Annotated in this window: 14 protein-coding genes; 7 read left to right on the top strand and 7 right to left on the bottom strand. The window is 63.5% G+C overall.

The features are described 5' to 3' along the window. Positions 1–72: 72 nt before the first annotated feature. Positions 73–1182, bottom strand: coding sequence for an S-(hydroxymethyl)glutathione dehydrogenase/class III alcohol dehydrogenase (locus DVW87_RS17265; RefSeq protein WP_114689017.1), 1110 nt, complete (start codon positions 1180–1182; stop codon positions 73–75). Positions 1183–1281: 99 nt separating this feature from the next. After that, entirely contained in the window at positions 1282–2181 is a 900-nt protein-coding gene (locus DVW87_RS17260) for a zinc-dependent alcohol dehydrogenase family protein (protein ID WP_239017987.1), read from the bottom strand. 228 nt (positions 2182–2409) lie between these two features. Here DVW87_RS17260 and DVW87_RS17255 point away from each other — a divergent pair, with 228 nt between their 5' ends. The 3 genes from DVW87_RS17255 (at position 2410) to DVW87_RS17245 (ending at position 4548) form a co-directional block, all read left to right on the top strand. Continuing rightward, positions 2410–2988: a TetR/AcrR family transcriptional regulator gene (locus tag DVW87_RS17255; protein WP_239017986.1), complete on the top strand. Its 579-nt coding sequence runs from the start codon at positions 2410–2412 to the stop codon at positions 2986–2988. Between the two features lie 75 nt (positions 2989–3063). Continuing rightward, a complete protein-coding gene (locus tag DVW87_RS17250; RefSeq protein ID WP_181814890.1) occupies positions 3064–3894 on the top strand; it encodes an aldo/keto reductase in 831 nt (276 codons plus the stop codon). Between the two features lie 6 nt (positions 3895–3900). After that, on the top strand, positions 3901–4548 hold the full coding sequence (locus DVW87_RS17245) for a TMEM175 family protein (protein WP_114689014.1): 648 nt from the start codon (positions 3901–3903) through the stop codon (positions 4546–4548). A gap of 43 nt (positions 4549–4591) precedes the next feature. Here the strand turns inward: DVW87_RS17245 and DVW87_RS17240 are convergent, their stop codons facing one another. The 5 genes from DVW87_RS17240 to DVW87_RS17220 are packed head-to-tail and all read right to left on the bottom strand — an operon-like array spanning position 4592 to position 10594. Then, positions 4592–6838, bottom strand: coding sequence for a xanthine dehydrogenase family protein molybdopterin-binding subunit (locus tag DVW87_RS17240; RefSeq protein ID WP_114689013.1), 2247 nt, complete (start codon positions 6836–6838; stop codon positions 4592–4594). 12 nt (positions 6839–6850) lie between these two features. Next, positions 6851–7864, bottom strand: a complete 1014-nt coding sequence (locus DVW87_RS17235) for an FAD binding domain-containing protein (protein ID WP_114689012.1) — start codon at positions 7862–7864, stop codon at positions 6851–6853. Then, positions 7861–8373 (bottom strand): (2Fe-2S)-binding protein, encoded by a 513-nt coding sequence (locus DVW87_RS17230; RefSeq protein WP_114689057.1) that lies wholly within the window; start codon positions 8371–8373, stop codon positions 7861–7863. The genes DVW87_RS17235 and DVW87_RS17230 overlap by 4 nt, the downstream gene beginning before the upstream one ends. Before the next feature lie 23 nt (positions 8374–8396). Beyond that, positions 8397–9479 carry a catalase family protein gene (locus tag DVW87_RS17225; protein WP_114689011.1) on the bottom strand — a complete coding sequence of 361 codons (1083 nt, stop codon included), beginning with the start codon at positions 9477–9479 and terminating at the stop codon, positions 8397–8399. An 8-nt stretch (positions 9480–9487) separates the two neighbouring features. Further along, positions 9488–10594 (bottom strand): L-dopachrome tautomerase-related protein, encoded by a 1107-nt coding sequence (locus DVW87_RS17220; protein WP_114689010.1) that lies wholly within the window; start codon positions 10592–10594, stop codon positions 9488–9490. Positions 10595–10820: 226 nt separating this feature from the next. Here DVW87_RS17220 and DVW87_RS17215 point away from each other — a divergent pair, with 226 nt between their 5' ends. The 4 genes from DVW87_RS17215 (at position 10821) to DVW87_RS17200 (ending at position 13975) form a co-directional block, all read left to right on the top strand. Then, a complete protein-coding gene (locus DVW87_RS17215) occupies positions 10821–11573 on the top strand; it encodes a cupin domain-containing protein (RefSeq protein WP_114689009.1) in 753 nt (250 codons plus the stop codon). Continuing rightward, complete coding sequence (locus tag DVW87_RS17210; protein WP_114689008.1) at positions 11573–12448, top strand: SDR family NAD(P)-dependent oxidoreductase; 876 nt, start codon at positions 11573–11575, stop codon at positions 12446–12448. The genes DVW87_RS17215 and DVW87_RS17210 overlap by 1 nt, the downstream gene beginning before the upstream one ends. Before the next feature lie 258 nt (positions 12449–12706). Beyond that, the gene (locus tag DVW87_RS17205) at positions 12707–13096 is read left to right on the top strand and encodes a DUF4118 domain-containing protein (RefSeq protein WP_114689007.1); all 390 of its coding nucleotides are present in this window, start codon (positions 12707–12709) and stop codon (positions 13094–13096) included. A gap of 97 nt (positions 13097–13193) precedes the next feature. Beyond that, positions 13194–13975 (top strand): IS5 family transposase gene (locus tag DVW87_RS17200; RefSeq protein ID WP_239017985.1). Its coding sequence is split into 2 segments (ribosomal slippage): positions 13194–13533 and positions 13533–13975, totalling 783 coding nucleotides; the frame shifts between segments, so codons are not numbered across the junction. The last annotated feature ends 184 nt before the right edge of the window (positions 13976–14159 follow it).

Here is a 14159-nt window from a genome sequence, read left to right as displayed (position 1 = left end):
ATGGCCGGGGTCGGGCCATGATGACGGCCGAGTTGTCGATCCGAGCGCCTCGCGCCGCTTCGGATCGGCGGGTCAGTAGTGAATGACCGTGCGGATCGACTTGCCTTCGTGCATCAGTGCGAAGGCCTCGTTGATCTCCTCCAAACCCATCGTGTGGGTTACGAATGGGGCCAGATCGATATCGCCTCTCATCGCATCCTCGACCATGCCGGGGAGCTGTGTCCGTCCCTTGACGCCACCGAAAGCGGACCCCTTCCATACGCGGCCCGTGACGAGCTGGAACGGGCGGGTGGAGATTTCCTCGCCCGCGCCGGCAACGCCAATCACGATCGACTGACCCCAGCCACGGTGCGCTGATTCAAGCGCGGCGCGCATGACGTGGACGTTGCCGATGCACTCGAAGGTATGATCGATGCCCCAGCCCGTCATCTCGATCAGCACTTGCTGGATAGGCTTGTCATGGTCCTTGGGGTTGATGCACTCGGTAGCACCGAACTGGCGTGCCAGCTCGAACTTGGATGGATTGGTGTCGATGGCGATGATGCGACCCGCCTTCGCCTGGCGCGCACCCTGAATCGCCGCGAGGCCGATGCCGCCGAGGCCGAACACGGCGACCGAGTCTCCGGGCTGGACCTTGGCGGTATTGCGGACTGCGCCGATGCCGGTCGTGACGCCGCAGCCGAGCAGGCAGACATGTTCGGGGTTTGCCTCGGGATTGATCTTGGCGAGCGAGACTTCGGCGACGACAGTATATTCACTGAAGGTTGAACAGCCCATGTAATGATGGAGGGGCTGACCATTGTACGAAAAGCGCGTGGTCCCATCGGGCATCAAGCCCTTGCCCTGCGTTTCGCGGACAGCGACGCACAGGTTGGTCTTGCCCGACAGGCAGAAGTCGCACTTGCCGCATTCGGCGGTGTAGAGCGGAATCACGTGATCGCCCGGTCCGACGCTGGTGACGCCTTCACCGACCTCGACAACGATGCCCGCGCCCTCGTGGCCCAGAACCACCGGGAAAACACCTTCCGGATCGCTACCCGCTAGCGTGTACGCGTCGGTGTGGCACACCCCGGTGTGCGTCACCCGTATGAGGACTTCGCCTTTCCGGGGTGGGGCGACATCGATCTCGACGATTTCGAGTGGCTTGCCCGCCTCGAAGGCTACAGCGGCGCGAGATTTCATGTTGGCATACCCTCGTTGAGTTAAACCGATTGCTGGTGCGAGGCCGTTGCGTCAGCGCACATTCGTGAGGGAGCGATCGCTCACTCCCCGGTATGCCGGTCAGACCGTAACGACGACCTTGCCGATCTGGTCGTTCGATTCGAGGAAGCGGTGAGCGTCCTGGATGGCGTCGAGCGGGAAAGTGCGCGCGATCCGCGGCTTGAGCGCGCCCGATTCCAGACCCGCCACGATGAACGCCTTGGCGCGATCGAGGGCGGCATCGTCCGAGACGATCTCGCTGTAGAGATACCCCTTGAGCGTGAGGCTCTTGCCCAGCACGGAGAACAACGGGAACGGCGTCGGTTCGCCGCTGAGCGCGCCATATTCGAGCAGGATGCCGCCGCGTGCCATGCTCTCGGTCAGCGGCTCGAACGACGGGCCTCCGACCGGATCGAGCACCACGCGCGCACCCTGACCATCGGTTATCTCCATCACCCTCGCTACCAGATCCTCTTCCCCGGTTGCGACGACATGATGTGCACCGGCATCGATCAGGGCCTGGCGCTTGGCGCCGGTACGCGTCGTCGCGATTACCGTCGCGCCGACCATCCGCGCAATCTGGAAGGCAGCAAGGCCGACGCTGCTGGAGGCAGCAGTGACGATGACGAAATCGCCCTCGCCGAGTTTCGCCTGCTCCACCAGCGCACCCCAGGCGGTGACATACTGCATCCACACGGCCGCCGCTTCCTCGAACGACAGCGCCGCCGGATGCTTGACGACGAGGCGGGCGGGCACGTTGGCGACCTCGCCATAAGTGCCCCAGCGCGCGATATCGAGCGGGGGGATGACGCTGACGGCTTCGCCTTCCGCAAACCCGGTCACGTCCGCGCCGACCGTAACGACAGTGCCGGCAGCCTCATAGCCAAGGCGGCTCGGGAACTCGGCTTCCTGAAGGTAGGCATGGTTGCGGAACATCACCTCGGCGCGGTTTATGCCTATCGCCTTCACCGCGATCTGCACTTCGTCGGCCGCGGGCGCGGGGACGGCCACATCTTCAATCCTGAGGACGCTGGCGTCGCCATATTCGTGGATACGGACGATGCGGCTCATTGGAGATTCCTTGATTATTGAATGATCGTTCTGTAAGGGAGAAGACCACCCGTTTCAAGATATTATTTATCGATCGTTCCATATCATGCACCAGAGATGACAGAGACGAAAGCCCGTCGCCGCGCAGGTCGCCCTCGTGTGTTCGACACTGACGCTGCGCTCGACAAGGCGGTGCGGCTGTTCTGGCAGCGCGGCTACGAAGCGACATCGATGGCCGATCTGGTGGCGGAGACTGGCGTCGCCGCTGCCAGTCTCTATGCAGCGTTTGACAACAAGGCGGGGCTGTTTGCGGCGGTGATCGAGCGCTACGCCGCGACGTTCAGCGTCCACCTCTATGCACCCATCAACGATCCGGCATTGTCCACCTACGAGGCCGTCAAAGGCCTGCTGGAACGAGCGGCGTCATCATTCTTGGAACCTGAAACGCCGGCCGGCTGCTTCATGTATTCGGCAGCGGCAGCCGTTTCGCCGGCGTCCGCCGCCATCGAATGCCTGCTGCGCGACAAGCGCATCGCGGCGGAGGCCCTCCTGATCGAGCGTCTGCAACGCGGCGCCGCGCAGGGCGAGCTTGCGGCCAACTCCGATCCGGCCGTGCTAGGCAAATTCATCAATACGGTCATGGAAGGCATGTCCGTTCAGGCGCGCGACGGCGCTACGATCAACGAACTGCTCTCCATCGCCAAAATGGCACTCGATCGATGGCCGGCCGCGATATGATCGCTACATGGTGGTCATCTGCCAATCCGCCTCCCGCGACCGAACAGTCGAACTCATCTCATAGGACAAAAGCACATGAAACACGTGACATTGCCCGGCGGGGAAGTGGTTCCTTCGATGGGTCAAGGCACCTGGAAGATGGGCGAACGTGCCGAACGGCGATCCGATGAGATCGCCGCGCTGCGCACCGGTGTCGAGCTGGGCATGACGCTCGTCGATACCGCCGAAATGTATGGCGATGGTGCGGCGGAAACGCTGATCTGCGAGGCGCTGGGCAGCCTTCGCGACCAGTTGTTCCTCGTTAGCAAGGCGTATCCACAGAACGCATCTCGCTCCCGCCTTGCCGATGCGTGCGAGGCGAGCCTGAAGCGGCTCGGCACCGATCGGCTCGACCTCTACCTGCTCCACTGGCGGGGATCGGTGCCGCTCGCTGAAACGATAGAGGCAATGGAGGCGCTGAAATCGGCAGGAAAGATTCGGCATTGGGGTGTCAGCAACCTCGATACCGACGATATGGACGAGCTTGTCGCTGCCGGCGGGGATGGCTGCGTGACCGATCAGATCCTATACAATCTCGTCCGTCGAGGCCCTGAGTTGGACCTGTTGCCGTGGCTCGCACAGCACAAAGTGCCAGTGATGGCGTATAGTCCCGTCGAGCAGGGACGCCTCACAAGCCATCCTGCCCTCGACAAAGTAGCGGCCCAGGTTGGCGGAACCCCTGCGCAGGTCGCACTTGCCTGGACGTTGCGCCACGATGGCCTCATCGCCATCCCGAAGGCGAGTTCGGTCGCGCATGTGCGGGAGAACCGCGCGGCCGCAGATATCGTGCTCTCCAACGCCGACCTTGCGACACTCGATGCGGCATTTCCCCGGCCAGCGGGCCGTCGCCCACTCGAAATGCTGTAGCGTCAGATGACGATATCGTCTTTCAAAGCAACCGAACGCAAATCGGATCGCCTTGAGGCGTTCATGGACGCGGTGCTGGCAATTGCCATCACTCTCCCGGTGACCGAACTACACGCACCAGAGCCGACTGACGGCGACCTGGCAGCGGCATATCTAAAGCTGGCACCGGACTATGCGGCCTACGCCCTAAGCGTAATCCTGATCGGTCTTTACTGGGCTTCCAGCCACTTCACCGGCAAGCTTCTGCAAAAAACCGATCATGGCTACAATCTGCTCAGCATCGGCTTTCTTGCCGCTGTCAGCATCACGCCATTTCCTGCGCGGCCGCTCATCGAGCATCTCGGCGGTGATGCGGAAAGCAAGACCGCCGTTTTGGCCTATCTGGGCGTGGCAGCGGCGCCGGCGACGTGGTGGTTCGTGCGTTGGGTCTATGCAACCGCGAGGGGGCTTCCAGACCAGCGCCTGACAGACGCCTACCTCAGGCGAACAACCCTCAAATTCGCCGTCACCGCCGGAGCCTATTGGGCAGCCTTTGCCCTGGCAATCTGGAATTGGCGTGCTGGACTGATCGTCGCGGGGATCGTTACGTTGAGCTATATCGTTCCGCCAGCAAAGCCCAGCTACAAGCCAGGCCAAGAACCGGAGAATGGCTGAGACCGGCTATAGACCCGGCGAGGCGGATGCTCACATCGGCTAATCAATCCAGGATCTTATCGATCGTGATCGGCAGGGACCGCACCCGCTTACCGGTCGCGTGATAGATCGCGTTAGCAATCGCGGCAGCGGTGCCGACGATGCCGATCTCGCCAAGGCCTTTGACCCCGAGCGGGGTCACTTCGGAATCGGGTTCATCGACGAAGATCACCTGGATATCGTGAATGTCGGCGTGCACGGGCACATGGTATTCGCCGAAGTTGTGGTTCATCCAGCGACCCAGCCGGTGATCGGAAAAGGTCTCCTCGTGAAGCGCCATGCCGATACCCATCACCACGCCGCCGAGGATCTGGCTGCGCGCGGTCTTCGGGTTGATGATGCGGCCTGCGGCGACCGCATCGACGATGCGAGTGACGCGCACCACGCCCAATTCCTCGTCCACCTTCACCTCCGCGAAGATGGCGCTGTGGGTGTTCTTGGACTTGTGCAAACCCGTCCACATGTCGCCAAACCCGGGCGCCGCGGTCTCCTCTTCCTCGATCTCCGTCAGGTCCGCGGCGCGCATCGCGTCGCTGAACGGCACCCGAACGGTCGGCGCGTCCTTCAGCACGATGCAGCCGTCCTCGAAGAACACGTCGTCTATCTTCGCGTCGCCAAGCGGTGCACCGGCGATCTTGCCGGCCGCCTTCAAAAGCTTCTTGCCGACCGCCTGGCATGCGAGCTGTACCGCCGCACCGGTCGATGCCGCCCCCCACGATCCACCTTCGACCGGGGCGGTCGGCAGGTCTGAGTCGCCCAGCTTGGCGGTGATCTGCTCGGGCGGCAGGCCGAGCGTCTCTGCGGCGACCAGGGTCATCACCGTGTAGCTGCCGGTGCCGATGTCCGACGTCGCGCACGCTACTTCCAGGTGTCCGTTGGCCGTGAGCTTCGCACTTGCAGATGTCTTGGAGAATTGCGCGTCCCACATGCCGGTCGCGCAACCCCAGCCGACCAGCTCCTTGCCATCGCGCATCGACCGCGGCTCGGCCGAGCGCTGGCTCCATCCGAACGCCTCGGCCCCTTCGCGAAACGCCTCGCGTAGCGCCTTGCTGGTGTACGGCGTGCCATTCATCGCATCGATGGGTGAGTAATTGATGAGCCGGAACTCGAGCGGATCGACCTTGGCGGCATAGGCCATCTCGTCGATCGCCATCTCGAACAGCGTCATGCCGGTTGCCGCCCCCGGCGCGCGCATGTCTGCTGATGTCGGTGTGTCGATCTGAGCGACGGTGTATTCAGCGTCGGCGTTCGGGCAGTCGTAGTTCATCAGCCCCCAGGTGACGACGTTCTCCATATTGTCTTCGTAGCGCGAGGTGGAGGTGGTCGCCTCGTTGCGGATCGCGGTGAGCTTACCGGTCGTCTCCGCGCCCAGCGCGATGCTCTGGATCGCCTGGGGGCGATAGGCGTGGCTGAACATCTGATTGCGGGTCATCGTGACCCGGACCGAGCGTTCCAGCATCTTGGCGGCGAGCACCGCCAGGAACACCTGATGCTGAGGCCGCAGGCCCGAGCCGAAGGCGCCGCCGACATAGGGGTTGAGCACGCGTACCTTCTTTTTCGAAAAGCCGAAGACGCTGGCAAGGTAGGCATGCACCCCCTGCGAACCTTGGGTCTTATCCCACACGGTGATGCTGCCGTCGCCGTGCCATTCGACGGTGGAGCCGAACATCTCCATGGGATTATGGTGTTCCGGCGCGAGCCGGTAGTCGCCGGCCACCTTCAGCGGAGCGTCCGCGAACGCCTGCGCCGCGTCCCCGCGGTTTTTCGGCGCCATGTAGCCGCTGCGCTTTTTCTTCGGCACGTACTTATCGCCGACCGCGACCTCGAAGTCGGTATTGTGCGCCTCCGCCTCGTAGGCGACCTCGACCACGCTGGCGGCGTAGCGCGCTGCCTCGAACGTCTCGGCCATTACCAGCGCGATGGGCTGCTGGCTGAACTGGATGCGATCATCGTAAAGCGGACGAAACGGCGAGCCCGGAATCTTCATCTCGTCCTGATAGCTGTGGTCTGTCCAGGCGACGTGCGGCCGGTTGAGGTGGGTGATGACCTCGACGACGCCGGGCACAGCGCGCGCGGCTTCCTCATCGATGCTGACAATCCGCCCCTTTGCGATCGCGGCCTCGACGATGTAGCCGTACAGCAGGTTCTCCACCGGATGCTCGGCGGCGTAGCGCGCCGTGCCGGTGACCTTTTCAACCCCGTCGACGCGGTTGATTGCGCTTCCAATCCCGATTTTCGCTGCGGTAGCCATGATGTCTGTTCCTTAAGCGACGCGCTTGTCGGTCTGCGATTGCGGGGTGGCCTCAGCGGCCTGCTTCAGCGCACGGATGATCCCCTTGCGGGCGAGCAGGATCTTGAAGTCGTTCTCGCCCTGACCGGCCGCGCCGGCGAGAAGGGCGTCGGCGAAGGCGCCGAACGCCTGCGGCGACGGCTGCTGGCCCTTCAGCAGCTTCTCGGCTTCCGTGCTGCGCCATGGCTTGTGTGCGACACCGCCGAGCGCCACCCGCGCTTCAGCGATCGTGCCGCCTTCGACCCGCATCGCGACGGCTATCGACACCAGCGCAAAGGCGTAGGACAATCGATCGCGCAGCTTCAGGTAGGTGTAGTTCTGGGTGAAATCCTCGGCCGGCAGGTCGATGCCCGTCACCAATTCGCCGGGCTTCAGCGTATTGTCGCGCCACGGCTCGTCGCCGGGTAGCCGATGATAATCGGCGATCAGAATAGCGCGGTCGCCGTCCGGGCCGGTCACCTGGACGGTTGCGTCGAGGACCGCCAGCGCCACGCACATGTCCGACGGGTGCGTGGCGATGCACTGGTCGCTCGCGCCCAGGATGGCGTGGATGCGATTGACCCCGCCGATCGCGCCGCAGCCAGAGCCCGGCTCGCGCTTGTTACAAGGTGTGGCGACGTCGTAGAAATAATAGCAGCGCGTGCGCTGGTTGAGGTTGCCGCCGTTGGTCGCGGCATTGCGCAACTGCGGACTGGCACCAGCCAGGATCGCCGAAGACAGCAAGGGATACCGCTGCTCGACCCGCGCGTCCCACGCAGTGTTGGAGTTCGGCACGAGCGCTCCGAGCCGCAACCCTCCGCCGTCCAGCTCCTCGATCGCGTCCAGCGGCAGGCGGTTGATGTCGATCACCGTCATCGGTTGATCGACGTTCTCCTTCATGAGATCGATCAGGTTCGTTCCACCTGCGAGGTAGCGGACCTGCTCGCCGGCACCCGCCTGCACCGCTTCGGCAACGCTGGTCGGGCGGGCATAGTCGAAGCGGTTCATGCCTTTTCCCCGATCACCTCGAGCACCGCATCGACGATGTTCGAATAGGCGCCGCACCGGCACAGATTGCCGCTCATCAGCTCGCGGACCTCGTCGCGTGTCCTGGCCTTGCCTTCGTTGATGAGACCCTGCGCCGAACAGATCTGGCCGGGCGTGCAATAGCCGCACTGGAACGCGTCGTGGTTGCAAAAGGCGGATTGCAGCGGATGGAGGTCTCCAGGCTGGCCCAACCCCTCGATCGTCGTGATGTTCGCCCCGTCCAGCGTCACCACCAGCTTGAGGCACGAATTGATACGGCGCCCGTTGATCAGCACGGTGCATGCTCCGCACTGACCGTGGTCGCAGCCCTTCTTTGTGCCGATCAGGTCTTCGCCTTCTCGCAGCAGATCGAGCAATGTCGTCCAGGGCTCGATCGCGCGGGTGCGCGTCTCACCGTTGATCGTCAGCGTGGTTTCCACCGTGCCGATCGGCACGGCAGCGTATGTAGCAGTATTGACGGCTGTCGGCATGATCGGCGCCTTCATGTTTTGCGTTAGGCCGGGATGGCGGTGATGTCGGCGGTGTTTTCCTCGGCAACCCCGTTCTCGCGGTGGCGAAAGGCGGACAGCGCACGATACACCTGCAACCGCGCCCGCATCACCGATCCGAGCGGCCGATGCGCGGCCAGGCTATGAGCGGGCCGAAAGGTCATCACCTCGTCGAAGTAGCGCACGCGCGCCGGGCTATGGGCTTCCTGCGCAGGAATGCGGATCGTGGCGACAGTGCGGTACTGACTGTCCTGCGATGGCCACTCGACCGAGGCGTCCTCGATCGGCTGCGTCTCCGCGTTCGCCCAGAGCTGGACCTTCAGCTCGAACACCGCGTCATGGTCACGGAAGTAATCGGTCGCGGCATGGCGGAACCCATCCTCATCCTCGTGCGGGTCGAGCTGCCACTCACCGAGAGCATCCTGGGCCTGCGATGCCTTCACGGCGCCGAGCTTGGCGACGTAGTCGCCGTAGCGCAGCGGGGCCTGGCTGAAATAGTCGTCGCCGATCGGGTGGCTGAACGGATGGCCGAAGAAGTCCGCCTTGGCATAGGCGGTGTCGAACAGGCCCAGCACCTTGTTGAAGTTGCGCGCCACCGACGACACCGCGCTCTTGACGCCTTTGGACATCGGGGTCGCCGCCCCGATCTTCTTCGCGTCGCTCAGGAAGCCGCCCGCCGTACCGGATGGAAAGGTGCGCCCCGTGGCAAGGACAAAATCCTGGGTCGGCGCGTCATGCCCGGGGAGCTTCTCGCCCTCGACGCCGAACACCTTGATCGCCATACCGCGGTGTGTCGACACGCGATCGCCTAGCGTCTCGCCTGGGCCCTGTGCAAAGCGGATCGCGACGTCATAGCTGCCTGGCTCGGCGAACAGCCCCTGCGCCAGCTCCGGCGGAAGGTCGTCGGCAATCGTCAGCGTGCCGACGACGCAGGCCGAGCTCTTGGCATGGCTGGCGCGCACGGCATGCTGCTCGCGCTTCTCGACTACCTCGCTCTGCTGGGTCATCCCCTGGATGATGCCGTCGATCGTCGCCTGCTCGTCTGGTTCGAGCGTCTCGATGTCGTCGCGGTAGCGCAGGTAGGACATGGCGATCCTCAACGGGTAGGAGCGAACGAGAACAGCTCGGTGCGGATCGACGGCGGGGCACCCGGCGTGAACCACTGCGTGTCCTGAATGTGGCTGGCGGTTACGTAGATCGTCCCGTCGGGACCTTCGGCAAAGGTGTCCGGCCAGCGTAGCCGCTTATCCGTCAAGACGATCTCCGTCCCCGACCCGGCGAGCCGCCTGATCGAGTAATCGGTCGGCGAGGTGATGTAGAGCGTCCCAGCCTTGCTCATCCACAGCCCATCCGCAACGGCGGTGGTGGCAACGGTCTGCACTGCACCACTGCGCTCTCGCTCGCTGACGTCGGGGCGCAGCTTTTCGGTTGCGATCGAATAGAGCGTCTTTCCGGTCAGCGCCTGCCAGTAGAGCGTCTTCCCGTCATTCGAGATCGCGATGCCGTCGGACGCGAACGCAGGCTGCCGCCCGTCGGGGCGGACAAGCGGCTTGCCCTCGATGGCGACGGTGACGCTCTTGTCGATTTGGGTCGACGGATGGCCATCAAGCGCTCGGAAGCTCTTTCCGCCGTCCAAGTCGACGACGATGATTGCACCGCGTGTGCCGCTGTCGGTGATGTAGCCGGTCCGGCCATCGGGCGAGAAGCGGATGTCGTTGAGGTAGGTGCCCTGCAACGCAACGTCGCCCGGCACCGCGATGACCTTGGTCACCTTGTTCGTCTTTAGGTCGATACGGACGAGCTTCGGTGCGCCCTCCAGGATCTTCTCGTTGCCGGGCGCGCCGGGATCGAGCACCCAGAGATTGCCGTGGCCGTCGGGAACGATCGACTGGACGCACACGAAGTGCTCACCGACCGGCATTTCGTTCGCCTTAGCGTTGCGCCAGCTGTTCCACTTGACGTCGGGATAAGGCCGGAGCGATCCGTTGGGCATTACCTCGGCAACGGAGATCGGTGCGCCGTCGGTCCAGCGTGGAAAGTTGACGAAGCGGCGGCCGTCGGCAGTGACGGCGACGCCGGTGACTTGGTGATCGAAGCGCGCCACCTGCGCCAGCGCAGCGCTGCGGCTCACCTGCGCGTAGGCAGCTCCCGCTAGCGCTATCGTGAGGGCACCGAGCCCGATCAGAACACCGCTTTTCCGCATCAGTCCGCTCCCGTTCACCGGACGCAACGCGCGGTGCTCCGCTCGTCAACGAACGTGACCCATACTTAGACCCAGAAAACCCAAAAAAATTAAGAGGGCTAGGCAGAATGCCCATCGCACGGGCGTCCTGCATCTGTCGCTGAAGCCAATTGCACGATTGTTCGGCCCGATATGACGTGCTGGCGATTATGTACCTCAAGACTCAAGCTAGTCCTTGGGCGGTGCAATGATCCCTTCGCAAAGGAACCTACTTCATGCCGAACGCGAACCCACCCGATGGCGCTACGCAACCGATACCGACGCTGACTTCCGTCACCGTCCGCATGGGCACGACAGCGGCAAGGATGCTCCTTCCGTGTCGTCGCCGTCCGAAGGTCCAGGAGTGGGCAGCGCCGCTTGGGGTGATCCCGGAGCAGCGCCGGAGCTTGCAGGTGACAAGCCGGCCGGCGGGGTGGATGCTGACCATCCGCACCTATTTCATCTGGCTGAAGCACCTGCCAATGTGTTCGACGGCGGCGGTCTGCAAGGCGGACACGAGCACAACTGGCCTATCCTGAAGGGACAGCAGGGGGCGTGCTACATCGCGCGGCTGGCGCCTGGCGGCGTACGCGAGCCGCATTGGCACCCCCACGCCTGGGAGATGAACTTCGTCCTTCAAGGTCGCGTCCGCTGGACCTTCGTGGGGCCGAATTCGGCGCAGGACGGTCCATTCGAAGCGGGAAAGGGCGACATGATTTTCGCCCCACAAGGCCATTTTCATTATTTCGAGAACGCGAGCGATACCGAGGATCTGTTGGTCCTCATCGTTTTCAATGCGTCCTCGATGGAGCCAGACGATGACATCGGTCTCGTCCAGTCCTTCAAAGCGATGCCCGCCGACGTTCTGGCCGCGGTGTTCGGCGGCTCGATCGAGCAATTCGAGAACCTTCCCGGCAAGCTCGGCCGCGTCGTCATCGCCAGCAAGAAGGGGCTAAAGTGATGCCGACGTTCGCCTCCGACGCCCTGGCTGGCAAGGTTGCCGTCGTCACCGGCGCAGCGCGTGGCATCGGCCGCTGCGCCGCCATCGCACTCGCGCAAGCTGGAGCGGACGTGGTCGGCATTGATCTGTGTGCCGCCGCCAGCCCGATCGACACCTTTCCGGCAGCAACGAGAGGCAACCTCGACGACACCGGGTTGCTGGTAGCCAAGGCGGGCCATCGTTGGCACGCGATCGTCGCTGACCAACGCGACATTGGTGCGTTGCGCGCGGCGCGTGACGAGATTGTGTCGGCGTTCGGTGGGATCGACATCCTGTTCGCCAACGCCGGCATCCAGGCGTTCAAACCGCTGCTCGAAATGGACGACGCCGACTGGCACGACCAGATCGACAACAACCTGAACGGCACGGCAAATGCTGTTCGCGCCTTCGCCCCTGCGCTGGTCGACCGTGGCGGCGGCCGGATCATCGTCACCTCGTCCACGCAGGGCCAGCATGGGACGCTCAACGGCGCGAGCTACTCGGCGTCGAAGTGGGGCATCCTTGGGCTGATGAAGTCGGCTGCGCTCGAACTCGGCAGACACGAGATCACCGTCAACGCGCTCGTGCCCGGTCTCATCGATACCGCTCTGACGCGTCACGAGGATCGCTACGCACAGGCGATCGAGAGCGGCGGTAAGCAACCCACCGGCGATGAAGCCAAGGACGAGAAGACGGCCGCGGAGGCGCTCGCCGCTAAGCTGCCGCTGGGCGTGCCATGGCTGGAACCCGACGCGATGGCGCCGGCAATCGTCTTTCTGGCATCGGAAGGCGCTTCACTGGTGTCGGGTACGAGCCTCGCTGTAACGGGGGGCGACAGCGCCAACGTGACTGCCTGAACCAAGGAGGTCCGCCACAATCGCTCTCTCCCCTTTCCCGATTGCGATCTCAATCGGGACGGTCGTCGGCGCTCGCGCTGGCCGTTCGTTTTCGGGACGAGCGGGTCGTGGCTTTTGGCTTTTACAGGTAACTCGCCCCCAGCGATCATTACGATGCTGATGTGTGACACCGGCCCTTATTAATGCATGCCGCTTTTCGCTCTTTTCGATCTGCATTATATTCGGGATCGCAGGGGCGCTCCCCCACGCCGGGGAACCATGTCCATCTCGACCGCCTTGCTCAACCGACTGCGCGACCTGACCGTCGCACGTCCTCGTCCAAAGCCCCTGCGCTACGGGCTGACGGTTGTGGTCATCGCAATGGTCGCAATCGTACAGGTCGTCCTCTTCGGATCGTCGGCACCCTGGTTCCTCTATACGCCGGCGGTCCTGCTGCTCACGCTGTTCCTCGGCCGCGGTCCCGGCGTCCTGGCCACCATAATCTCCGCGCTCGGCGCGGGATTGGTGGTCGCGCGGTCCGATCTGCCGCTGCTGAAGCCGTGCTCACAGGCATTCACCTCGTTCGAGATTTCGCGCCCGAAGGCCTCGGGCGACAAGTCCCCATTCAAGAAATCTACGAGGGATGAATGCTCCATACATGAAGGATAGCCGCCTCACACACAGCCGCAACCTGGTATCCGCTGCATCCAGATTCGATTGACGTTGTGACCGATGGTTGATTCAAGGCTGCCTTTTGGAGGCAGGCTTGAGCCGGGGTGATCTGACCGAGGCGGAATGGCGCATCCTGAAGGACTTGCTGCCGATCGAGCGTAAGAACCGGAGCCGTGGCAGGCCTCCTGAGCAGAACCGCTCAATAATTAACGGCATACTCTGGCGGCTCCGGTGCGGTGCGCCGTGGCGTGATGTGCCGCCCAAATACGGGAGCTGGAACACCATCTATCGCCGGTTCCGTCGGTGGAGCGAGGCCGGGGTCTGGGAGATCGTGGCAGTAACTTTGGCCGAGATCATGGCGGACACCGGCCACTACAGCATCGACAGCACCACAGTTCGCGCCCACGTCTCGGCAGCGGGCGGAAAAGGGGGGCTTATCAACGCGCTCTTGGCCGCTCGCGGGGCGGGTTCACCAGTAAGCTTCACTGCCTGGCTGACGCCTTCGAGCGACCGCTCGCCTTCCACTTGACCGGCGGCGAGGCGGCAGACTGCAAGGCGTATGACGCCCTGATCGTTCTTCCCGAGCGCACACCAGACGCGCTGCTGGCCGACAAGGGCTACGATGCCGACGCCATCCGCACCGATCTTGCCAAACGGAACATCGAGCCCGTCATTCCCGGCCGCTCAAACCGCCGGGTGAAGATCGAGCATGACCGGACGCTCTACAAGCAGCGCAACCGCATCGAGCGCATGTTCGGCCATCTCAAGATCAACCGAGCCATCGCCACCCGCTACTACCAACTGGCCAGCAGCTTCCTCGGGATGGTCCACCTCGCTACCGCCAAATACTGGCTCAAATTTATCCACGCCGCCTAGAGTTCGATCCCGATCGGATCCCGTATGTCGACTTCGAGCGGATCGTCGGCCGCTGGTTGATCGAAGCGCCGGCCGCGATCGGGGCGGCGTAAGACACCTCAAAAGCCGTTACGCTCTGTTCCCGCTGATTAGAAAAGACACATTCTGCCCCAAATAGAAATGACACACGGCTGGTAGCAGCGGG

This window comes from Sphingomonas aracearum (assembly GCF_003345355.1).
Lineage (GTDB): Bacteria > Pseudomonadota > Alphaproteobacteria > Sphingomonadales > Sphingomonadaceae > Sphingomonas > Sphingomonas aracearum.
This window is presented reverse-complemented; position numbering and strand designations above follow the sequence as displayed.

Coding starts and splice junctions, on each gene's coding strand:
- DVW87_RS17265 (WP_114689017.1), bottom strand. CDS start 1,182: ATGAAATCTCGCGCCGCTGTAGCCTTCGAGGCGGGCAAGCCACTCGAA.
- DVW87_RS17250 (WP_181814890.1), top strand. CDS start 3,064: ATGAAACACGTGACATTGCCCGGCGGGGAAGTGGTTCCTTCGATGGGT.
- DVW87_RS17245 (WP_114689014.1), top strand. CDS start 3,901: ATGACGATATCGTCTTTCAAAGCAACCGAACGCAAATCGGATCGCCTT.
- DVW87_RS17240 (WP_114689013.1), bottom strand. CDS start 6,838: ATGGCTACCGCAGCGAAAATCGGGATTGGAAGCGCAATCAACCGCGTC.
- DVW87_RS17235 (WP_114689012.1), bottom strand. CDS start 7,864: ATGAACCGCTTCGACTATGCCCGCCCGACCAGCGTTGCCGAAGCGGTG.
- DVW87_RS17230 (WP_114689057.1), bottom strand. CDS start 8,373: ATGCCGACAGCCGTCAATACTGCTACATACGCTGCCGTGCCGATCGGC.
- DVW87_RS17225 (WP_114689011.1), bottom strand. CDS start 9,479: ATGTCCTACCTGCGCTACCGCGACGACATCGAGACGCTCGAACCAGAC.
- DVW87_RS17220 (WP_114689010.1), bottom strand. CDS start 10,594: ATGCGGAAAAGCGGTGTTCTGATCGGGCTCGGTGCCCTCACGATAGCG.
- DVW87_RS17215 (WP_114689009.1), top strand. CDS start 10,821: ATGATCCCTTCGCAAAGGAACCTACTTCATGCCGAACGCGAACCCACC.
- DVW87_RS17210 (WP_114689008.1), top strand. CDS start 11,573: ATGCCGACGTTCGCCTCCGACGCCCTGGCTGGCAAGGTTGCCGTCGTC.
- DVW87_RS17205 (WP_114689007.1), top strand. CDS start 12,707: ATGTCCATCTCGACCGCCTTGCTCAACCGACTGCGCGACCTGACCGTC.